The organism is Bradyrhizobium sp. AC87j1, from assembly GCF_002936975.1.
GTDB classification, from domain to species: domain Bacteria; phylum Pseudomonadota; class Alphaproteobacteria; order Rhizobiales; family Xanthobacteraceae; genus Bradyrhizobium; species Bradyrhizobium shewense.
On sequence record NZ_PTFE01000012.1, the window covers coordinates 1 to 22221 of the forward strand.

The window sequence follows — 22221 nt, forward strand, 5'->3', positions numbered from 1 at the left end:
ACCTGGTGGTCTCCCTGCCGGATCTTCTCATGCCGGAGGGACATCCGGCGGCGGGGCTGGCGGTAGCGGCGGGGCCGGTGCTGGCGGAGGCAATGCAAAAGGGCCCTTCGCAACCGGCGGCGGCTCTGGAATTCCAAGTGCAGATGGTGGGGTCGATTGCGCAGACGAAGAGAACGAGGAAAAGCGCAGGGCCGATTGCCCCGGAGCTAGTACTCGGATTTCCAGCGCAACCCAATCCAGCCGGTAAGATCTTCTCAGCCCACGAAGGAGCCCGATGGGCTGCCGTGCGGCCAAGCCGGGCCGGGGCCTTTTGCTCCGACAGATCAAACGCGAGGCCGAAAGCATATCTGGCCAGCCGAGCGGCCTCCCGGGAGACTCGGACAGGAGGCGTGTCGTGAATACCCGCATTCGAGCGGAGAGTCCTGCGGCCCTTCTTCGAGAGCGTCTCGAAGCGCTTGTCGCCCGGCTCGCAGAACTCGAGAAGCTCAGAGACCGGGTAGGTCGAGAAGAGAATCGTCAGCGCAAGCTGCGCAAGGCGGACGGTCCCCCATGCCTGAGCTCAGACCGCCGGCAGTCGTTCCAGCTTCGCACAGGCGAAGCTCATGCCCGTGCTGCTCGGTTGCAATAAATCGCGGTGTAACGAGCGTCCCAAAGCGAATGGACGACCGAAAGGGTGCGTGCGGATGGTTCGCGACAGCGAACCGGCCTACGAGCCTGTCCCGGCTATTCGGCTACCGGGCGAACGGGAGGGGGGGCGCGCTGGAGCCCCAGGGATGAGCCCGACCGCGCCGTGCGAGACTATCCGATCGATTCTGCGGCTCATGACCTTGTAGCACTCGCATGCCACGGCTTCGAGCCGCGGCCGATCAATCTCGAGCTGGCCGCGCCGACTGGATTTCAGCGCTCTTGACGCGCGCATTGTGCACACGACATGCGTGACCGTGGTGCGGCGAACGCCGAGCAACTCCGACAATGTTTCTTGCGTCAGCGGGAGCAGGTCCCCTTCATTCGCACGATCATGGATGTGAAGAAGCCAGCGCGCTAAGCGCGCTTCGACGGAATGCAGTGCATTGCAGGCTGCCACGTGCTGGAGTTGCGTCAACAACGACATCGTAAAGACCTGCACCATGGATGCGATTGCGGGGCTGCGATGTTGGGCTGCCAGGAATTGCGCAGGTGAGATCTGCAGCGCGGCCCCGGATAGGCGGGCGACCGCGGTCGCAGGCGCGGCGGATGCGCCAAACGCTGACGTCAAACCCACGGCGCCCTCATGCCCGATGATCGCCGTGGCAACTGTTTGCCCGTTCGGCAGCTCCGTGATCGCGGCGATGGCACCGCTGAGGGGGAAGAGAAGATGTTCGATCCGATCGCCCGATCGGATGAGCACGGAATTGCGTTCGATCACGACTTTCCGGAGATGAGGCGCAAGCAAAGCAAAATCCGCTGGCGGCAACGCTGCTAACAGACGATTACCAGTTCTAGTCGCATGGTCCATCATGGGATTGGCTCCCGACGGATACTCGGCACTAGAACTCATGCCGATGTGTCGAGCTGCTCTGCGGCGTACCAGCTCAACAGCAAGCCAACCGACCACCACAGATATGGTTCCCGTGGCCCGACACTCGCATGCCGCGTCGTAGGTATATGGCCCGCTAGTATCCGTGTTGAAGACGAGTTGGGGCGGCATCGCTTCAAGCTGAAGCCGAGCCTCCAGCGCCTTCACGCGTTCGCGCCGCATTGGCGGTGCAGCAAGCTGGGAAGCCTCCTTAACATCTCTGCTGGAGGCGTATCGTCCTTCGACATGCTTTCGCTAACGAGTGGCACGCAACGGGCTCGCAACGACGCGTTCGTACGGGAACGCCGGCTGCGCCCCGCAAGGCCAACACGTGACCCAACGCGGGCTCGGATCGCGCCAAGGTCCAGTGGCAGCGACTGCAGCCTAGCTCCTTGATCCTCCCGGTAACGTCAAACGAGAAAAGCGCACTCATGACGCTGCTCTTGGTGACGTACGAGATAATGGCCCCCTCGTGCCAGGGATTGAGATCGTCCAACGTGCCCGCCGGATATTCTAGGAGGCAATCAATCCAATAGGCACAATCCAATAGGCACGAAGTGCCTCGTGGCAGGTAATGGTCTTGACGCCCCCGCAGCCGCAGCAAACCACGGCACCTTCGGCATACATTCCCAAGATCGCCTCGATGTCGCCCGCGCGGTAAGCATCGAGCCAGTCAATCGCAATGGCCATCGGCAATCGCAATGGCCATCGGGTCAACTGATATATTTTCTTACCTAAATGCCATAAAAGCTTGCGATTTAAGACATTTTTTAGCCCGCGAAGCCTCTTTTTCCCTATTCTATTAATTGTATTTTAATAATCCCGCTTGGCCTCGGCCATATGCCGAAGTACATAGATGGCCGGGCCGAGGCAGAGTCCATGTTAGACGTATCTGTGAAGCAGAGACGGATCCGGCTTCTGATCGTAGATCGACAACCGATCGTTCTACAGGGGCTGAAGTCGGTACTCGGGGCACAGCAGGACTTCGACGTTGTCGCATCGTGCAGCGATGGGACAAGGTGTCTCGAAGCAATTCGGAATTTGACACCCGACGTCACGCTTGTTGCTGACAACCTGCCAGATCTGACGGTCCCCGAGATCCTCGCGATTGCGAAAGCTGAGAATCTTTCCACGCGCTTGGTGTTGTTTACCGAATCCGAAGCAGATCACGATCTAGCCGCTGCTATTGCTGCTGGCGCCTCCAGCGTAATCTCGAAGCATGCTTCCTCGGACACTATGCTGCGATTACTGCGCCTGATGACAGAGCGCAGCGTGTCGCGCGAGCAATCCGATCTCTTGCCAGCCGGCCAGGGAGCTGACGGCGGCGGCAAAGTGGAAACGATGCTGGAGCTGTTGACGCACCGGGAACTTCAAATTGTACGACTGGTCTCAGAAGGAATGTCAAACAAGGAGATTGCGCGCCAGCTAAACGTTTCCCCAGGGACAGTCAAAGTACACCTGTACAACATATTTCAGAAGCTTGAAATTACCAACAGAACTGTGCTCGCTACCCTTGCGTTGTTGCAGCGACCGTCCGGCTTGGGCCTGCTTGCGCTGGCGTTTCTGGCGTTTGCAATTGCGGACGAACTCAAGGCGTCGGAAGCGAACGACGTGGACCCGGATGACGACAGCGCCGGTCGCGCGGGAGAGCATGCCGAATATGAGCCCTGGAAAAGAGCCATTCTCCGACACCTCGTGGTCTGGGAATCCGGCGAGACGTCCACCCAGAGGGACTTCTTTGCCAAGGCGAGCCTGGTCACGAACCCGGCGGCGGCAATAGAAGAGCTGCGCCCGACAGAGCAATCCGTAGGCTCGAAAACGAAGGACTACGGCCCGGTTGGATCGAGCACGCCCAATCTTCCTACGCCATTACTGCGGGGCACCAGCGACACACAGATCGTTGGAGACTCGACCGCGGAACATCAATTCCCGCGGCTTGCTTCCACTCCGACGTCGATTCACGGAGGGTATGGCACCTTCGCCACTCTGACCGGTGCGTTGATCTACGCACTGAACGACCCCCATCTTGCCGTGCAATCGCATGACCCGGGCAAAGCGCCGATCGACAGCTTCGTGGTGGTCACCGGCGAGAATACGACCACAAAACTGGCCGCGATAACCGATGCCGATACCAATGATGTAGACGGCTTTCCCCCGGCTTTCCCTTTGCACGATTTGCGCCTGCCTGCCGCGCTTGTGACCACCGGCAACGAACGCGTCGCTGGAGAAGGCGCTTCGAACCAAATGAGTCATGGTGCTGCGGACGACAACCTGCAAGAACCCCATGGCTCACCGGGCTCTGGTCGCGATGCCGGTATTGGTGGAGATGGCCGCGATCAACGGATGGGCGGCGACGTTGGCGAAAACGTTGTTCATCGCTCCCCGATCGATTCCAATTCGACCTCTTCCCACTCTGGATTCGATTTCGCATCTGGATCGAGCAGGATCAATCTTGCAGCTTTCGGAGCGCTTGCCTGGCTCCATATGACAGCAGCAAGCAAGTCCGTACCGCCGCACACCCTCGCCTGGATCTACAATCCCGCAACCAACGAAACGATCGTCTACGTGAATCCGACCGATCGGAGTCTTGATGTCGGGGACCGGGGCCTGCTGGAAATCCATCTGCAGGGGATTGTCTCCATTGCGGAGTCGGATTTCGTCGGGCAGCCGGAAGGCGCGGCTGTCGCGATCGCCCTGGAGCAGCTCGAAGCGCTGACATCGGCGACCGCAACCGAAGCTGTTCTGAGTGCGGATAGTGCCCATACAGTTATCGGGACGAGCGAGAGCACACTCGGGACCGCTGCAGTTTGGAACACTCTGGCCGACAACGGCTTGACGTTCGAATTCGGGCAGGCTCGGACCGGCTCAGGGGGAGCGACCAGGTTCAGAACCTTCACTAGCGATTCGGTGGGTACAACGGATCAGAGCGATGATGAGTCCGGTGGGTCGGCTCATGTATCACCGGTCGCGCTTTCTCATAGCACGACGGTCACGGCAGTTGAAAATCTCACATCGAAGAATGAGCCGATCAATGGGGGGGCTGGCTCTAGCATCGCGGCGGGCGATAACTCACAGCACGCTTCGGAGCCAGGGTCTGCAAGGGCGGCAGCGGAATCGACTGAAGCCGGCTTCATGCAGGGGAATGGCGTCGGCAATGACAACGAGAATCATCCCGCCGCTTCGGAGGCTTCGCGAGGGTCTGCGAAGACGGCAGAAGCCGATGGCGTGGAACACGGCAATTCGGGGCACTCAACCTCTGCAAAGCCACGAGAAGCAGCCGACCCTGGTGAGCCAGGCGTTGCAAAGGCCGGTAGCGCGGGCGGCGGTAACTCACAGCACGCTTCGGAGAAACAGCACGCTTCGGAGAAAGGGTCTGCAAAGGCGGCAGCGGAGTTGACCGAAGCCGGCTTCATACGGGGGAATGGCGTCGGCAATGACAATGAGCATCATCCCCCCGCTTCAGACGCTTCGCGAGGGTCAGCGAAGACGGCAGAAGCCGATGGCGTGGAACACGGTAATTCGGGGCACTCAACCTCTGCAAAACCACCGGAGGCAGCCGACCCTGGTGAGCCAGGCGTCGTAAAGGCCGGCAGCGCGGGCGGCGGTAACTTACAGCACGCTTTCGAGAAAGAGCACGCTTCGGAGAAAGGGTCTGCAAAGGCGGCAGCGGAGTTGACCGAAGCCGGCTTCATGCGGGGGAATGGCGTCGGCAATGACAACGAGCATCATCCGCCCGCTTCGGAGGCTTCGCGAGGGGCAGCGAAGATGGCAGAAGCCAATGGTGTGGAACACGGCAATTCGGGACACTCAACCTCTGCAAAACCACCGGAGGCAGCCGACCCTGGTGGGCCAGGCCTTGGTAGCCCGGGCCGCGATACCTCACAGCACAATTCGGAGCCAGGGTCTGCAAAGGCGGCAGTCACGGAGTTGGCTGACTCTGGTTCTGTGCAAGGGCACAGTCTCGGTAACGACAACGAGCATCATTTCCCGGCTTCGGATGCTTCGCCAGGTTCGGCGAAGACGGCAGACGCAGATGGCGTGGAGCGCGGCAATTCGGGGCACTCAACCCCTGCAAAACCATCGGAAGCAGCCGACCCTGGTGCGCCAGGCCTCGGTAGCGCGGGCCGCGATAACTCACAGCACAATTCGGAGCCGGGGTCTGCAAAGGCGGCAGTCACGGGGTTGGCTGAATCTGGTTCTATGCAAGGGCACAGTCTCGGTAACGACAACGAGCATCATTTCCCGGCTTCGGATGCTTCGCCAAGTTCGGCGAAGACGGCTGAAGCAGATGGCGTGGAACGCGGCAATTCCGGGCACTCAAGTTTTTCAGGCGCACCTGAAGCAGCTGAGATCGGTGAGCCGGGCATCGCCACGGCCGGTAGCGCGGGCCGCGGTGACTCAGAGCAGGTTTCAGAGCCAGGGCCTCCAAAGGCGGCAGCCGCGGAGTTGACTGAAGCTGGCTTCGCACCGGGAAATGGCGCCGAGCATCGCGCTCCGGTCTTGGATGTTGCGGGCGCATCAGCTGGGGAAGAACCGACCGTCGTGAAGCATGGCAACTCAGGGCACGATTCACATGGCTCTAAAGAGGCACCCGAAGCAGCCGAGATGGTCGAACCGAGCGCCGCAAATGGCAGTAAGGCCGGAAACTGGCCGCAGGCTGCAACCGCGTTGGAACCCGTACAGCCGGCTAAAATTGCCTCTGAGATTGGCGGCGCGGAATTGGCGTTTCGCTTCGATAGCTATGCGACTCCTCCCACATTCGGCTCGGTAGTTGAACTTGATAGCCCGCTCGGTCCGCACGTTTCGCCCGGTCGGGAAGTGGACCTCCACACCATCGGCAAATCGATCCCTAATGCACTGGACGAACACGCGGTCGCCCCCGTTCATAACGTTCCGCATCACGCCGCGCCTCATGACTTGCTGATTTGAAGCTGCATCGCTATTGATCGATGCAATCGTAGCGTGTCCGATTTGAGCCGGCGGTCCACACTCTATCGAGTCTCGGATCAATCTTCCGAAGGCGAGCCTGTTCTCCGTTTCTTGCCGTTCATGAGAAGCCGCCTTGCGCTTCCCGACGAGCGATCAGATTTGCCTGTAGTGCCCATGATGGATTGGAGTGAGAGTTCAAGTTTATCAATCGGTTAGAAGGCTGCGTGTGCACGACATGTGCACCGAGAGATCAACAAATATCTTGTGACGGCCAATGCGGTGAGGCGAGGGCCGCAATCTCGAATGCCGGTGACCAACGCCCGCGAAATTAATTGCTTCTGCATTGCGGCGTCGCTCCCTAGGGTCAGTATGTGCTTGACGAATTCCAGCGTTTGCACGAGCGCGATCACCCCGGAAGGAGGCGGCTACGATCATGAGCAACGCGATCACTGCCACCGGAGAAAAGCCACTGACTCCAGCTATGCTGCGCGATTTGTCCGTGCGGTCCGATTGGCAAGGCCTGGTCCGTGCGGCCAGCCACTACGGCATCATTGTCGTTGTCGGCGCGCTGATCTGGCTGGCCTCGTCGCGATACGGAATAGTCTGGGCGTTGCCGCTGGTCGTCGTCCAAGGCTACTTTGTCGCATTCCTGTTCATGGTGGTACACGAGACCGCCCACAAAACGGCGTTTCGTAGCCGCGCACTTAATCTCGCCTTCGGTCACCTCTCCTCGTTCGCAGTCGGCTTGCCTTACGAATACTACTGCCTGTTCCACTGGGATCATCACCGCTATACGCAGGATCCAAAGAGGGATCCGGAACTGCTGTCGGTTCCGACCCCGACCTCGGACGCGCAACTAGTGATGGTCTACAGCGGCTTGCGGCAGGTTGCCTTCCGGGTGCGGCTGATGCTTCGCCACGCGTTGACCGGAAACGCCACGTCGCCCTGGATTCCGGAAAGCAAGCGCCACATCGTCGTGACGGAAGCTCGCTTCCATCTGGCAGGTTACGTTGCGCTGCTGCTGGCATCGGTCGCGCTGCACACCTTGATCCTGTTGTGGGTCTGGGTCATTCCCGTGATCATCGGTCAATTGTTTCTGCGTCCGTATCTTCTTGCCGAACACACCGGTTGCGATCGCACGCGCAGCGCCTTCCAGAATACGCGCACCACCTATACCGCCATGTTCGTGCGCTGGTTTGCATGGAACATGCCCTATCATGTCGAGCATCATGCTTATCCTTCGATTCCGTTCCATGCACTGCCGAAACTGAACCGGATCGTCGCCGATCAGATCGTCTACCGGGGCCCAGGCTACATCGCAGTGACGCGGCAGACGTGGGCCTGGTTTCGCCGCGCACGCAACGGCATCGAAAGTCCCATCGGTTCTGATTGAACCGGGATCGCGGCTTCATGAAAAGGCAGCAGGGTGCCGTTGCCGCAGCCGGCGGCGCCGAAATGCCGCCCGCACTGCGAACACGGGTCCCACCAGGCGCCTTCTCCGCATCTCGGGAGGCGGCTCCGGGCCCGAACAGATCAGCCTCAGCCACGATGCGCCCAAGGTGTGGGCAGCGTGATGAATTTATTGCCCTGGCACAGTCCGGGAGCTGGCCTACTTGCGGGAAAATTGGACAGCGTCGAGCCTTGTCGATTAATTGCTTCACGGTCTCCCGTCTTCAGGCGACCCTGTCGTCACGGTCGATCACTCCGATCGCCGGCATCACAGAGGTTTGGCATGCGATCAACAACCGCTCTTCGCTTTGCCGCGTTTGTCCTATCTGCGTCCTTCTTGTTTGCGACGCCCGAGTGCGCGACAGCCGAAGAATTGCTGAAGGCGCGGCTCGCCCAGAATCTCGGGCCGATCTCGGGACTGGCGATCGTCGCGAATGCGAAAGGCATTTTCGCCAAGCAGGGGCTCGACATCTCGGTCTCCAATTTCACCAGCGGGAAGCAGTGCCTCGATACGGTGCTTGGGGGAGGGGCGGATATCGCGACAACCGCCGAGGCGCCGGTCACGGCGGCCGCGATGGCGCAACAGCCCATCGCCTTCGTGGCGGGGATGGAATATTCGGATCTTAAGACCATGACCGCGGCTTCTGCCGGCATCAAGACGAAGGCTGATTTGCGTGGAAAGCGAATTGCCTTTACGGCTGGAACCGGCAGCGAAGTTTACACGTCGGTTCTGTTGAAAGCGGCGGGCCTGACGTCGAAGGACGTGACGCTCGTCAACCTGCGACCGCAGGAGATGCTTCCCGCCATGGCGGCCGGGAGCATCGATGCGTTCGATACCTGGGAGCCGCACGTCGCGAATGCGAAGAAGGCTCTTGGCGAAGGCGCGACCCCACTTGAGACCAAAGGTCTCTACTCGGAGACCTTCAACATTGTCGTTACGCAATCTTACCTCGCGGCCAATCCGGCGATCGTCAGTAAGTTCCTGGCGTCCCTCATCGAAGCCGAGGGCTGGCTCAAGGCGCATCCGGATGAAGCGATCGACGTCATCGCCGCAGCGACCGGGATGAAACGCGACGAGTTGGCTGCGATCTGGCCGGACTATGTTTACCGTGTGCGCCTCGACGACAGGCTTCTCGCGACTCTGAAAACCCATGCCACCTGGCGGCTCGAGACCGGCAATCATCCCCCTGGAGCGACCATGCCCGATTTCTCGAAAGTCTTGGTGACGGCGCCGCTCAAGGCGGTCGATCCGGCCCGCGTCACACTGGAGGCGCGCCCGTGAGCGTCGGCAGACGTAGCAGTGCTAGCGCGACTGCACGGCTGAGCGTACTGGTCGCCGTCCTCTCGGTGCCTATCTTCACAGGCGTGTGGGAGCTGGTTGCTCGCTCCGGCATTGTGAACACCGTGCTGTTTCCGCCGCCATCGACCGTCGCTGTCGCCATTCTCGAATGGATTCGCAGCGGACAATTCTTCGCCGACCTGATGGCGAGCCTCTCGCGCGTGGCCGCGGGATTTGCGATCGGGGCCGCGGGCGGGATCGTGCTCGGCGTCCTGACTGGCCGGTTCCAGCTGGTGTCCAGCCTGCTTTCACCCTTGTTCCACATCCTTCGCCCAATTCCTCCCATAGCTTTCGTGCCGATCGTCATCCTTTGGTTTGGCCTCTCGGAGACAGGCAAGCTTTTCCTGGTCGTTTGGGGCGTGTTCTTCACGGTATGGCTCGCGACCCACATAGGGGTGCAGAAAGTCGACCACGGACTTATCCGTGCCGCCCAGATGCTCGGCACACCGCAGCCGCAGATGTTGTGGGAGATCGTCCTTCTTGGCGCGCTGCCCTATATCACGGTCGGTCTTCGGACCGCGGTGAGCATCTCCTTCTACACACTGGTCGCCGCCGAGTTGGCGGGAGCGTTCGCCGGTATCGTTTATCGTATCGAAATTGCGCAACAGAACATGCAAACGGGTCAGGTGATGGGCGGGTTGGCGGCACTCGGCCTGCTCTCCTTCATCGCTGACCGTTCCTTTGCGACTCTTGCCGAACGTGCCGTGTGGTGGCGATGACCCCGAGCTTGCTTCGTCCAGACCAGCCGCTCAGGCTCGTGGATACGTACCCGCCATCCGCCCCGGCCCGTCAGGCGATCATCCGGGTCGAGGATTTGAGCATCGTCTTCGATGCGCCGAGCGGACAGGTCATCGCGGTCGACCGCGTATCCCTGGCGGTAGCTCAGGGAGAATTCGTCTCGATCGTCGGTCCATCCGGCTGCGGCAAGTCCACGCTCCTGAATGCAATGGCCGGCCTCGAGCGGCCGTTCGAAGGCCAGGTGCTGATCGCCGGCGAAGCAATGCGCAAGCCACGGCCCGAGATTGGGATGGTCTTCCAGCAGCCACATCTGTTTCCGTGGAAATCGGTGCGCCGGAACATCGCGCACGGGCCCCGCGCCCTCGGCAAGCCGAAAGCGGAGGCGCTGCGGATTGCCGACGACCTCATCGAGATGATCGGACTGACCAGATTTGCGTCGGCATATCCGCACACGCTATCGGGAGGCATGCAGCAGCGGGTTGCGATTGCCCGTGCCCTCGCCAATCAGCCGCGCGTGCTATTGATGGACGAGCCGTTCGGAGCGCTGGATGCCCAGACCCGGGCGGTCATGCAGGACAATCTGCTCGAGCTCCGCGAGCGGATCAACGCAACCATCGTCTTCGTCACACACGACATCGATGAAGCGATCCTTCTTTCTGACCGTGTGCTGATCATGAGTGCGGGACCTGGCCGCATCCTCAAGGATCTTCAGGTGAGCCTGCCGCGACCGCGCTCCAGCGCCATCGTTGCGGAGGCTGCCTATCTCGCCCTCAAGCGGGATTGCCTTGACCTGATCCGCTCGGAAGGCCGACGGGCTTTCGAGCAAATGGAAATCAGGATGTAAGCGCCTGACGAAAGATCTGGCATGGCTCTTGAATGGTTTTCCCTTCCAGCGGCAAGGGAGCGAGCAGATGTCAGTAGCAAGTCTCAGGAATACGACAGGCATCATGCTGGCGGGATCGGATGCTCTGGTCGGGTCGCTGCCCGGCTTGTTGGATCCGTTGTGTGAGACTGACCGGCGTCGTGTCCTCGCCATCGGCCGTGAGGAGGTCCTGCCAGCAGGCAAGCACGTCTGGCGTCAGGGCGATCTGCAGAACGGCATTTATCTGATCGAAGAAGGTCGTATTCGCAGCTACTACGCGGCTCCTTCCGGACGCGAGGTGACGCTGGCCTACTGGTTCGCCGGCAATTTCGTCGGCGGCCCGGATCTGTTCGGTACTGGTGCCCACGTATGGTCTTCGGTTGCAGTGGAACGGAGTCGGGTGACGTTCTTACCCGGCCCAGCCTTGCGCGCGCTGGCGCATCAATCAGCAAGTATCGCGGTCGCGCTGTTGGATGCGCTCGCCTTCAAGGCACGGTGCTACTCGGCCATGGCGCAAATGCTGGGGACCCGCTCGGTGACCGAGCGGTTGCATCGTCTGCTGGTTTTTCTCTCGAATATCTACGGCTCGCAGCAAGGCCGTGAGATCGTGATCGGGATCCCGTTCACACATGGTGATCTCGCCAATCTGATCGGCTCAACTCGCCAATGGGTGACGGTGCAGCTTTCCCGTATGCAGGCAAGGGGCGTCATCCGTTATCACCGGGGCCTGATTGTGATCCTCAATATGCGCGCTCTCGATCTCGAAGTCGTCTAAAGCATGATCCGGAAAAGTGTGCAGCGGTTTTCCGAAAAGATCATGCTTAAACAACAACCTAAGCCGCGATGACGATTCATCCTAATCGCATCGCGCGTTAGGACGCAGCCTTCGGATATACTTTTAGATCGAACAGCGCAGCCTTCCCATCGGGCAGCCATCGCTCGGCAAGGTCGAGAAGAGCATGGTCACGCCACGCAGGCGCTAGCAAAGTGATGCCCATCGGCATGCCGTTGCCGAGCGTTGCGTTGGGAACTGCCACCGCGCACAAGTCCACGAGGTTGGCAAAATAGGAGTAGTAACCGAGGCGGCTGTTGAGCGTGACGGGATCTTCCATCATCTCCGAGATCGTGAAGGGGCGTGGCGCGGTAGGTACCACCAGGACATCGATCTCCTCGAAAATCGATTGGATCTGGCGTCGCAGCTTCAAAAGTCGATGTAGCGCTGCGAACGCATCTATTGCGGAAAACCGGGCCGCTGCGCCCAGCACGTTGCGGATGACGTCAAGCAGGTCTCCATGATCGACGTCCAGGAGCTTGCTGATCGCCGCATGACGTTCGGCAATCCACGGCCCTGAAAAGAGCATTTCACCGGCTTCGGCGAAAGGCGCGAAGTCAATTTGCCTGGCTTGGCCTCCCAGTCCCGAAAGTCTCGCGCAGGCCTGCCCGTACAGTTCATTGCATTCCGGCATGCCGAATGAATTCAGATGACCGACAGAGACCTGGCCGAATCGGAATTTGCGAGGTGATGGGGAGGACGAGGAAATCCGTTGGCGGCTAAAAGGATCGGTATCGTCGAATCCTTCGATCAACTCGAGCAGAAGTCGACCTTCGGCAATGGAATTGCAGAAGATCGAGGGACAGTCGAGCGTCGGACAGTTCGGCACAAGCCCCCGGGATGAGACGAGGCCGACGGTTGGCTTGATCCCGATGATCCCATTAAAGCCTGCGGGAATCCGGCCCGAGCCGCCGGTATCTGTGCCGAGAGCGAAGGCAACATGGCCGGATGCTACGGCCGCAGCCGAACCGGAACTCGAGCCGCCGGAGATAAACAGATCGTTGGCCGCGCTGGAACAGGCGCCATAGGGGGAGCGGGTGCCGGACAGTCCGGTTGCGAACTGATCCAGGTTGGTCTTACCGAGACAGATCGCACCTGCGGCCGTCAAACTCTCGACGCATCTGGCCGATCGCGCAGCCACATACTCGAATGACGGACAGGCTGCTGTTGTTGGCATGTCCTCAACGTCAATATTGTCCTTGACGCCGAATGGCACGCCAAAGAGCGGCAGGACTTCACCCTTCTCCGCTCGCTGTACAAGGGCATCAGCCTCGGCCAGCGCTTCTTCTATGGGCCGCACATAGATCCAGCAGTTGCGGTGCCGGTCCCGTTCGATGCGCTCATAGACGGTTGTGATGATGGAGGATAGCTCGGCAGGCGAACGTAGAGGCCGACTCTGCGCGGATAAGATAGCTTGCGGCACGGAATAAAACTCCTGAGGGGCATGACCCCATAAATATGAAGCGGCTGCCCAGCAGTGAAAGCAACTAAGCGCCTCTGCCGCACCGGCGGCACTCGAACCTGCAACCACACAGTTATGAGCGGCGGGGTATGGATCAGATTCGTTGATTTTCCTGCGCTTTTCGTGGAATTCGACCACGTTCGCTGCACTTCACTTGCGCATTCGCCAACGCACCAATTGCGTCAGGTCGAAAAGAAGCCCTATCGGATAGAGGTGTCGAAATCCGATTCGTCACCATTCGACACTGCTCTTTCGTTTGCCGTTCCCCGATCATGGCGTCCGCGTGCAACATACGCGCTCAGCCCTGCGTTGCGACCCTGATTGCGGCCGGATTCATAACTTCACTCTCCAGACGCCGCCCTGCTGCGAGTGCTCGCCGCCTGGGGAAGTCGGACTCGTCCTATCGTGGAGAAGCGCGGGCAGGCGATGATCAGGAAGCGTCTGCGGGACGGACCGGCACGGTGAAGTGAAAAGTCGCTCCGCGGGGCCGGTTAGGCGTCACCCACAAGCGCCCGGCATGAGCTTCGATAATCGAACGGCAGATGGACAGTCCTACCCCGAGCCCGTTCGGCTTCGTCGTGTAAAAGGGGGTGAAGACGTGCTCGAGATTTTCCACTGCCAACCCCGGTCCCGAGTCCTGCACCTCGACAAGAACACGATCCGGGCCGACCTCACCGGTGGTGATAAGCACCCTTCTGGCGTCGTCCGCCACGGTGCCCATTGCCTGGACTGCATTGACAATCAAATTAAGGACCACTTGCTGCAATTGGACACGATCGCCCTCCACAAGCGGTAAGCTGTCTGCAAATTCCGCTTGCACCGAGACGCCGTTCTTCATCGCTTCGCCGCGGGTAAGCTCAATCACGTCCCGGATCGCTTCGTTAATATCCAATTTTTCCTTCCGGGGCGGTGCTTTCTTGATGAGATCGCGAATTCGCTGGATGATGTCGCTGGCGAGCGCAGTATCGTTAATAACCCAGTCCAGTGATTGCCTGACCCTCTCGAGATCGGGTGGGTCTCTATCAAGGAACCGCGCGGCCGCACCAGCATTCATGGATGCCGCGGCGACCGGCTGGCTTACTTCGTGGGCGATCGAGGCCGTGAGTTCGCCCATGGTGGCGAGGCGGTTGGCATGCGCCAACTCCCTCTGCATCTCGCGCAGGGCCTCCGTGGCGCGCTTCTGTTCGGTGATGTGGCGTCCCACGCCGCGATAGCCGATGAACTGGCCGGACTTGTCGAAAACCGGCATCCCGGAGACGGAGACGTAGCGCTTGCGGCCGTCGGCCGTAGGGCGCGCGAGCTCGAAGTCACGGAACGGCAGGTGGGCATCGAGCGTCTCCCGATGCATGCGCCAAGCCTCCTCGTCGGGCTCCAAGTAGGGCACTTCCCAGCGCGTTTTACCAAGTTCAGAGCTCGATGTGGGAGCGTCAGCAACGGTTTCGGCGAACTCCTGGCGGATGAAGCGATGGTCCGCATCTGATTCCCAGTACACGTCGAAAGAGAACTGTACGAGAGTACGAAAACGCTCTTCGCTCTCCCGCAGAGCCTCTTCGGACTGTTTACGCTCCGTCAGGTCGACGACAAAGGAGACACCTTGGTCCCGTTGCTCGTCGAACGCAGCCATTCCGATCAAGACCGGCACGCGGCTTCCGTCCTTACGGAAATACTCCTTCTCGAACGGCTGTACGCTCCCCATCTTCTTGAGTTCTGGGATCCACCATCGTTCGTGCCGATCGAGCCATTCCGGCGGTGTCAGGGCAGTCCAGAGCAGGCGACCAGAGGCGAGATCCTCACGGTCGTAGCCCACGATGCGCAGAAACGCGTCATTGGCCTCCAGAATGGGACCTTCAAGCTCCCAGATGATGATCCCAACGATGTTGGCGTCGACAAGGCGGCGGATCTTCGCTTCGCGTTCTCTGACATCGCGATACAGAGCCGCATTTTCCAGCGCGATTGCCGCTTGTGAGGCGAGCAGTTTTAGAACAGCAACTCTCGCAGGTGCGAAAACGTGGGGCGTCAGTGTATTCTCAAGGTAGAGCACCCCGATAAGCTTCCCATGGTGGATGAGAGGCAAGCAAAGAATGGAACGAGGCTTGCGCTGACCAAGGTAGGGGTCCGTAGCAAAAGGAGGTTGGCAGGCGGCATCCTCGAGAACAGCGCACTCGCTGGTCCGCATGACGTAATAGAGAACAGATTCCGGAACCAGAGCCTCGGTCACCGCTGCATCGCACAGTTCGACGGTCACTCTCTCGCCGGTTGTCGTGGCTTCCGCCTCGATGCGCGGCTCGTCGTTCTCGTGCGACAGGATCAACAGACCCCGTTCAGCGCCTGCTTGTTCAATGGCCGTGTGCATCAGCGTCTTGATGAGCTTTTCCAAGACCATCTCGCCTGATACCGCTTCAGACACCTTGATCACCGTAGTGAGGTCGAGGTGCTCGACCGGCGCCCCGATGGTACTCATCGGGCCGGGCTCTGATCTCACCTCCTTGAGGTGCGGATGGATCTCCTCAAGTTGCCGCACCTTGCCGTCCGCCCCCCAACGAACGTAGCAATCGCGCGCATTTTGCAGATAGATGCGAGCAAACTCTTCGAAGCCACGCGTGCCGTAAAAGCGGGCGGCCATTTCGTAAGCGATTCCCTCGTGGTGGACGAAGCCGTTGCCGCGGGCGGAGCGGATGGCTTGTTCATAGAGACGCTCCGCGTCGAGTTCTCTGCCTTGGAGGCGGGCGATTTCTGCGCCAGCGAGTACAGCGCGATTCGTGAAGCTCTCAGGGCAATTTTGCGCCCACAATTCGAGCTGCTGCTGGTGGACCGTCAGCGCTTCAAAGTGCCTTTGCTGTTCTTCAGGGGGCGCCAAATCCCAGCATGCAGCGTGGGCCAATGCTGCATAGAACTCGTATTCCGCCGTTTCGAATAGCTGAGGTGGTGACCACGGTAGGCTCCGAGCCCTGGCTGCGGCGGCAGCGGCCGACACATAGTCGCCGGCAAAGAAGCACGCTTGCAGCTTGCGTATCCAGTACCAGCTCTCAGGTAATGCGAGCGCCCGATCAGCAGCCAAATGCCGCTCGAACCGAAGCTCGTCGGACTGGTTGTCATGAAGAGCGCCGAACCGCCGCGTCAGACCACGCAGCATCCGGATGAGCCCGAGTTGCGGCTTTATGATGTCGCCGATCAGCGCAAATTTCGCCTTCTCGGTCAACCGCAATCCGTGCTCGGCTTCGCGTTGTGCGTCTGCAAGCGGATCGCCCGCCGCAAGGAAATTTGTATTCAGGCTGGCGCAGCTGAAGGCAGCGAACGTGATATCGCCACTGTTGCTCGCCGCCTCAAACGCGCGTCGAAACGCGTCTCGCGCGTGCCGGAGGGGCTTTGTCCATGAAAGGACAAGGTTGCCATAGTTCAGGTAGGTCCTCGCTTGAACGAGGGAAAATCCGCGCCGCTCGACCAGGTCAGTGCCGATACGGCTCAATCGAAGCCCCGCCTCATAGTCGTCGAAGCGCGCGCCGGCAATGGCGCCGAACATGACGTAGGGAACGCACGAAGCATCGTTGTTCCCCCACTCCAGGCTGAAATCCACCGCTTTGATGACCACCAGCGAGCGAAGGTTCGTATCGGTGAAGAAAGCAGGCGGCATGAGGGCCGTCAAAAGATCCAACATGGCCAGTGCGAGCGGGTCGGTCATCAGCGGCAGATCCAACACCTCCTCGATGGCTTGGTCTCCGAGGCGAGATCGGACGCGCTCGTATTCCTGTCGGACGTGATCATCGCTCGGGTGGGCCAGCCATCGAATCCCGAGTTGCTCCAGACAGCTGAGGCCGGCGCCCACAGCGCGGTCTGGCTTGCTTAGCGCCGTAAACAAATCCACCAACCGGCGTGCGACGACTGCAAGGTCAGTTGCACTCGAGATTCGCGTCGTCAGTTCCTGTAAGCGCTGTTCCGCCTCAACGACAGCGCCGGTCACGAACTCGCATTCGGCGCGATGCAACTCGAGCGAAAAAGCAAGCCGCTGGAAGCGCTCCCAACGGTCGTGCGGTAACAATGCCGCACCAGTTACGGCGTAATTGAGCGATGCCGCGTAGGCCGCCGACGCTTGCGCGCGCAGGCTGGCTGTCAGATTGAGCTCCGCAAACTGCACACGTTCATCTCGCGAGGTGATCAAGGCCGCGCCGCGGTTGAGCTGATTGACGATTGCGAAGATCGCCTTCTCGCGCTTCTCCCCGAATGTCTGCGCCAGCAATTGCCGCCCGATTCGCAGATGGAGCGCCGCGCGTTGATGCTCCGGGATCAGCGAATAGCAGGCTTCTTGCACGCGGTCGTGGACAAACCTGTAGGCGTCAGCCTGTTGCTCGATCAATTCCTGGCGGACCGCCTCCCAGAGCGCCGCATGAACCTGCTGCTCGGAGAGCCCGAGGACGACCGAGAGTGTCGTGGTTTCGGCGAAATTTCCGAGACAGGCCAACTCCCGCAGCGTGTTCTGTGTGTCAGCTGGCAACTGTGCCAGCTTTGCGATCATCAAATCCACGACGTTGTCGGTGTGCCCCTTAGCGTGAATGCGATCCAGATCCCAGCACCAGCACCTCGCATCATGATCAAAGCGGACGAGGCCTTCTGCCGCAAGTACGTGGAGGAACTGATTCACGAAGAATGGATTGCCGGCCGTTTTATCGTGGATCAAATGCGCGAGCGGCGCCGCATGCAGCAAATCGCAGCCTAGAGCATCAGAAATCAGGTGCGCAATGTGTTCGCCGGCAAGCGGCGCAAGGATGATCTGTTGTAGGTTTGCGCCAGCGTTCTCTATGGCTTCAAGCCGACGCCGTAACGGATGGGCGGCGGTGACCTCGTTGTCCCGAAAGGACCCGATCAGCATCAGGTATTGCAGATCGGTCCGGGTCAACAGGTCCTCAATGAGATCCAACGTGGCGGCGTCGACCCATTGAAGATCGTCGAGGAAAAGTACCAACGGATGCTCGGAACGTGCGAATACCCCTATGAAGCGCCGCAGTACGTGATGAAAGCGGTTTTGTGCCTGCGGTGGCGGGAGATCAGGAACGGGAGGCTGCTCTCCTATGATCAGCCGCAATTCAGGAATCAGGTTGGCAACAAGCTGGCCATTTGCGCCCAGCGCATTTTGAAAGGCTTGGCGCCAGTTCGCGAGTTCGACGTCATTCTTGCTTAGAAGAGACCTCGCGAGGCTCCGAAATGCCTCGACCAGCATCGAATACGGAATCTCGCGTTTGTACTGATCGAACTTGCCCGATGCGAACAGTCCGTGCGACGGAACAAGCCGATGATGGAGCTCATTGACCACCGAGGACTTGCCCACGCCGGAATAGCCGGAAACCAGCACCAATTCCGGAGCGCCGCTCTTGAGCATGCGGTCGAACGCGCCCAGCAAGATTTCAATCTCGCGGTCTCTTCCATAGAGCCTTTCGGGGATCAGCAGTCGGTCGGGCGTGTCATATTGCCCGAGTGCAAAGTTTTCGATCCGACGTCCGTTTTCCCATTCATGCAGGCAGCGGCGTAGATCATGCTCAAGGCCCGGCGCGCTCTGATAACGCTCCTCTGCGGACTTGGCGAGCAGCTTGAGTACTACGGCCGAGATTGCAGTCGGTACAGTGCTCAGGCGTTCGCTCGGCGGTACGGGCTTTCGCGCGATATGGCAATGTACCCACTCCATCGAATGTGCCGCGGTGAACGGCAGCGAGCCGGTCAGCATTTGATAGAGCGTCACACCAAGCGAGTAGAGGTCGCTACGGAAATCGATCGACCGGTTCATCCAGCCGGTCTGTTCGGGTGCCATGTAAGGGAGCGTGCCCACGATGAACTCGGGCGGCCCGGGCGTGCGTCGCTCCCGAACCAGGCGCGAAGCGATACCGAAGCCGGTGAACCGGATCCGTTCGTCGTCGCAGTTTACCAGTATATGCGCCGGTTTAACGTCCTTGTGAACGAGGCCGCGCTGATGCACCTTGTTCAAGGCGCTCGCGATCTCGATTGCTAGTCGCAAAAAGGGCTCGATGTCCATGGGCGCACCAAGCAACTGCTCGAGCGGCTGGCCGCCAGGATATTCAAGCAGCAGAACAGGGAGACCACCGTCGTACTCCAGCCCGAGCGGCCGCACTGCCCACGCGCCATCCAGCTGGTCCTTCAGTTCGAACTCGTGAGCGAGCCGATCGAGGATGCCGGACGAAGCGTGCTTCGCCTTGGGACGTACCGCCAATACAGCTCTGCAGGTGGTATCGGAATCCGGACACAAAGCCCGGCAAAAGATGCGGGCATCGTCCTCCCATAGCACTTGGAACCTGTTGTCCATGCGCGTCGAACCGAAAACGATGGGGTTCAACCGGAAGCCTCCAAGTGACCCAGTGCTGGGTGAGGAGGTGCTTTCCTAAGCTCTGAATCTGCCACAAACGGGCAGGTGTGCCCAGCCTAAGCTGGAGCTGCCAAAGCACCGCGAAGAAGCGGCGCGGATCGTCTGTAGACGTTTTCTCGCAATCACTGGTTTATGCCCGCTAAGCACTATCGGAAAGAGGGCTGGATCGCGCTGTGGCACGTCAGCCGCTGACATCACATCGCTTGACGAGCGCTCGGCGTTTCTGATCAAGGTGGAAGCGGGGCGCTTCAGGTTGATGAAGTAGCCTGGCAATCAGCCGATCGCATCCGGCGTCATCGGGTCGGCTCTGCTTCCTTCCGCTTGTGCTCCTCCATCAACATGGCGACGAATGCTGTCACTTTCGGTGAGCATCTTTTGCGGAATATGGCGGTTGCGGATGCTCATCCCGAGGCAGGATCCGTTGGCGCCTCGCCTGACGCCTGCCCTCGCGCTTCGACCAAGGCATCCAAGCTGCCGGCGGACGACGCTGGGTGTCTGTATCGCCATAGACGTCCGCCGATGGCTGCGTGAGAGTTCGCGCGTGTATACTGAGAGGTCAAAACGGGTAGAAACGTGTGCAATTTCGTCTAGTTTGGAGTGCACACGTTCGTGCTTCATCCCATTGAGAGATTGGGGTAAATCATTGGAATCGCAGAACCATCGCTCTTCTGTTGCCCCGATGATGGATTGGAGTGAGAATTCAAATTCTCCAATGGCATAGAACGTGGCGTGTGCGCGACGTGTGCATCGAGAGATCTAGAAAATTCTCGCGATAGCCGAGATGAGCAAGGCTTTTCAAGTGGGGTGGGACGTCGGTGATCGATCCGCGTTCCAAAAGCCGGTTGCGCTTGGTGCCGATGTGCCGGAGGTGCTGACGCGAGACGGGTGCCGCCGCAAAGCTGACTTGAAGGCTTTCACGCCAGCGTCGTATGTCGTGTGACGATCGAGCGCTAACTGTGAGCGTGATGAGATCGAGCGAAGGCGCAGGCCAGCCGAGTGCACCGTTTCTCGTGCGCCCGTAAGTGCTGCGCTCCTGATCCCGAACAGTTCGAGAAAACGACGGACCGGAGAAGCTCCTATTCCCCGCGATCGGCACGTCGGCCTGCTGCCTTCCTAAGCCGCATGCCGCGATGACGTGCAGAGAGTTGAGCCATTAGTGGCGCTTATGCCGTGAATTGCTACTTCCAATTTTACTTCGCAGAATCCTGCCTCTAGCCTCGCGCGCAACTGATCACATCCGCGGCCGGTCAATGGCGTCCGGCGCGAGCGTTCATCGTAACCAACGAGGGTTGCCATGTCTGATGGGGCTAAGGAGACGTCCACTTCCAATCCGGCGGGGACGGAAGCGAGATCGTCGAAAAAGCTGAGCCGGCGCATGCTGTTGAAGCGGGCGGCCGCAGTTGCGGGCGCAGCCGCAGGATCGGATGCGATCCGCGGATTCCCGACCATCTGGGCGCAGGAGATCAAGGACATCGAGCTGCGCCATGTCGGCGTCTCCTATTCGGTGGTGAAGGCGATCGGCGACCAAGCCGCCAAGGATCTCGGCTTCAAGGTGACGATGCAGAACCTCGACACCTCCGCCGCCATCAACCGTTTCATAAGCCAGCCCAATACGGTCGATATCGCCGACCTCGAGGGCTGGCAGGCCAAGCTTGCCGCCAAGCGCGGGGTGATCCAGGGCATCGAGGTCAAGAAGATCAAGGAGTTCGACAACATCCTGCCGATCTTCACCAAGGGCGAGATCGACGGCCACAAGATCCCGCGCCAGGGCATCTCGCCTTATGAAGCCATGTACATCTCCAAGCCCGACTCGACCGATCTGCACGACGGCGTGACCGAATGGGCGACCTTCCTGCCGCAGGTCTACAACGCCGACTCCATCGGCTACCGGCCTGACCTCGTCGGCCACGAAGTCACCGAGTGGAAGGACCTGATAGATCCGAAATTCAAGGGCAAGGCCGCGATCCTCGACGTGCCCGCGATCGGCATCATGGATGCCGCGTTGTGCTTCGAAAGTGCCGGGCTGATCAAGTACGGCAACAAGGGCAACATGACCAAGGAGGAGATCGACTTCACCTGCAACAAGCTGATCGAGCTGAAGAAGCAGGGCCAGTTCCGGGCGACCTGGACCACCTTCGACCAGTCGGTGCAGCTGATGGCGGCGGGCGAGGTGGTCATCCAGTCGATGTGGTCGCCGGCGGTCGCAGCTGTCCGCGTCAAAGAGATTCCCTGCGTCTACGCGCCGGTCAACGTCAAGAACGGCAAGGAGGGCTATCGCGGCTGGTGCAACGGCATGGGCCTGATGAAGCATCTCTCCGGCAAAAAGTTAGATGCCGCCTACGAATATCTCAACTGGTACCTCTCGGGCTGGCAGGGGGGCTTCGTCGGCCGCTACGGCTATTACAGCCCGGTGCCGTCGACGGCGAAGAAATTCCTGACCGCTGCCGAATGGGATTTCTGGTACGACGGCCAGCCGGCGCCGGAGGTCATCAATGATCCCTACGGTGTGCCGATGGAGAAGGCCGGCACCAAGCGTGACGGCGGCTCGTTCCTCGATCGCGTCAAGAACATCTCGTGCTGGAACACGCTGATGGATGAAGCCGCCTACATGAACAAGCGCTGGAACGACTTCAAGGTGGCCTGAAACCTGCTTTCCCTGACTTAAGCGAAGCACCGGCGCGTGAACTG

Annotated in this window: 12 protein-coding genes; 7 read left to right on the top strand and 5 right to left on the bottom strand. The window is 60.0% G+C overall.

Translation table 11 applies throughout. The features are described 5' to 3' along the window. Window positions 1–706: 706 nt before the first annotated feature. Window positions 707–1498 (bottom strand): Crp/Fnr family transcriptional regulator, encoded by a 792-nt coding sequence (locus CV770_RS09300; RefSeq protein ID WP_049806418.1) that lies wholly within the window; start codon window positions 1496–1498, stop codon window positions 707–709. Window positions 1499–2068: 570 nt separating this feature from the next. Beyond that, a complete protein-coding gene (locus CV770_RS43200; RefSeq protein ID WP_245453708.1) occupies window positions 2069–2245 on the bottom strand; it encodes a Cif family virulence factor in 177 nt (58 codons plus the stop codon). Window positions 2246–2434: 189 nt separating this feature from the next. Here CV770_RS43200 and CV770_RS09310 point away from each other — a divergent pair, with 189 nt between their 5' ends. The 6 genes from CV770_RS09310 to CV770_RS09335 all read left to right on the top strand — a co-directional run bounded on the left by CV770_RS09310 (window position 2435) and on the right by CV770_RS09335 (window position 11647). Continuing rightward, complete coding sequence (locus CV770_RS09310; RefSeq protein ID WP_104462153.1) at window positions 2435–6484, top strand: LuxR C-terminal-related transcriptional regulator; 4050 nt, start codon at window positions 2435–2437, stop codon at window positions 6482–6484. 433 nt (window positions 6485–6917) lie between these two features. Beyond that, a complete protein-coding gene (locus tag CV770_RS09315; protein ID WP_104462100.1) occupies window positions 6918–7877 on the top strand; it encodes a fatty acid desaturase in 960 nt (319 codons plus the stop codon). A 393-nt stretch (window positions 7878–8270) separates the two neighbouring features. Further along, on the top strand, window positions 8271–9215 hold the full coding sequence (locus CV770_RS09320) for an ABC transporter substrate-binding protein (RefSeq protein WP_245453709.1): 945 nt from the start codon (window positions 8271–8273) through the stop codon (window positions 9213–9215). Next, on the top strand, window positions 9212–9991 hold the full coding sequence (locus CV770_RS09325; RefSeq protein ID WP_245323115.1) for an ABC transporter permease: 780 nt from the start codon (window positions 9212–9214) through the stop codon (window positions 9989–9991). The genes CV770_RS09320 and CV770_RS09325 overlap by 4 nt, the downstream gene beginning before the upstream one ends. Continuing rightward, the gene (locus tag CV770_RS09330) at window positions 9988–10854 is read left to right on the top strand and encodes an ABC transporter ATP-binding protein (RefSeq protein WP_246786059.1); all 867 of its coding nucleotides are present in this window, start codon (window positions 9988–9990) and stop codon (window positions 10852–10854) included. The genes CV770_RS09325 and CV770_RS09330 overlap by 4 nt, the downstream gene beginning before the upstream one ends. A gap of 67 nt (window positions 10855–10921) precedes the next feature. Beyond that, complete coding sequence (locus CV770_RS09335) at window positions 10922–11647, top strand: Crp/Fnr family transcriptional regulator (protein ID WP_091952337.1); 726 nt, start codon at window positions 10922–10924, stop codon at window positions 11645–11647. 97 nt (window positions 11648–11744) lie between these two features. On the opposite strand, the gene atzF is transcribed toward CV770_RS09335, so the two are convergent. From atzF to CV770_RS43860, 3 genes are all read right to left on the bottom strand, one after another. Further along, the gene (gene atzF, locus CV770_RS09340; protein WP_245453710.1) at window positions 11745–13127 is read right to left on the bottom strand and encodes an allophanate hydrolase; all 1383 of its coding nucleotides are present in this window, start codon (window positions 13125–13127) and stop codon (window positions 11745–11747) included. Between the two features lie 469 nt (window positions 13128–13596). Then, the gene (locus CV770_RS09345) at window positions 13597–19473 is read right to left on the bottom strand and encodes an AAA family ATPase (protein ID WP_104462103.1); all 5877 of its coding nucleotides are present in this window, start codon (window positions 19471–19473) and stop codon (window positions 13597–13599) included. 333 nt (window positions 19474–19806) lie between these two features. Beyond that, complete coding sequence (locus tag CV770_RS43860) at window positions 19807–19938, bottom strand: hypothetical protein (protein WP_283807975.1); 132 nt, start codon at window positions 19936–19938, stop codon at window positions 19807–19809. A gap of 889 nt (window positions 19939–20827) precedes the next feature. Between CV770_RS43860 and CV770_RS09350 the strand changes: the two genes are divergently transcribed. Next, entirely contained in the window at window positions 20828–22177 is a 1350-nt protein-coding gene (locus tag CV770_RS09350) for an ABC transporter substrate-binding protein (protein WP_091952331.1), read from the top strand. Window positions 22178–22221 lie beyond the last annotated feature (44 nt).

What these genes read in the sequence shown, in the direction of transcription:
- CV770_RS09300 (WP_049806418.1), bottom strand. Translation starts at nt 1,498, where the DNA reads ATGATGGACCATGCGACTAGAACTGGTAATCGTCTGTTAGCAGCGTTG.
- CV770_RS43200 (WP_245453708.1), bottom strand. Translation starts at nt 2,245, where the DNA reads ATGGCCATTGCGATTGACTGGCTCGATGCTTACCGCGCGGGCGACATC.
- CV770_RS09310 (WP_104462153.1), top strand. Translation starts at nt 2,435, where the DNA reads ATGTTAGACGTATCTGTGAAGCAGAGACGGATCCGGCTTCTGATCGTA.
- CV770_RS09315 (WP_104462100.1), top strand. Translation starts at nt 6,918, where the DNA reads ATGAGCAACGCGATCACTGCCACCGGAGAAAAGCCACTGACTCCAGCT.
- CV770_RS09330 (WP_246786059.1), top strand. Translation starts at nt 9,988, where the DNA reads ATGACCCCGAGCTTGCTTCGTCCAGACCAGCCGCTCAGGCTCGTGGAT.
- CV770_RS09335 (WP_091952337.1), top strand. Translation starts at nt 10,922, where the DNA reads ATGTCAGTAGCAAGTCTCAGGAATACGACAGGCATCATGCTGGCGGGA.
- CV770_RS09345 (WP_104462103.1), bottom strand. Translation starts at nt 19,473, where the DNA reads ATGGACAACAGGTTCCAAGTGCTATGGGAGGACGATGCCCGCATCTTT.
- CV770_RS43860 (WP_283807975.1), bottom strand. Translation starts at nt 19,938, where the DNA reads ATGAGCATCCGCAACCGCCATATTCCGCAAAAGATGCTCACCGAAAGT.
- CV770_RS09350 (WP_091952331.1), top strand. Translation starts at nt 20,828, where the DNA reads ATGTCTGATGGGGCTAAGGAGACGTCCACTTCCAATCCGGCGGGGACG.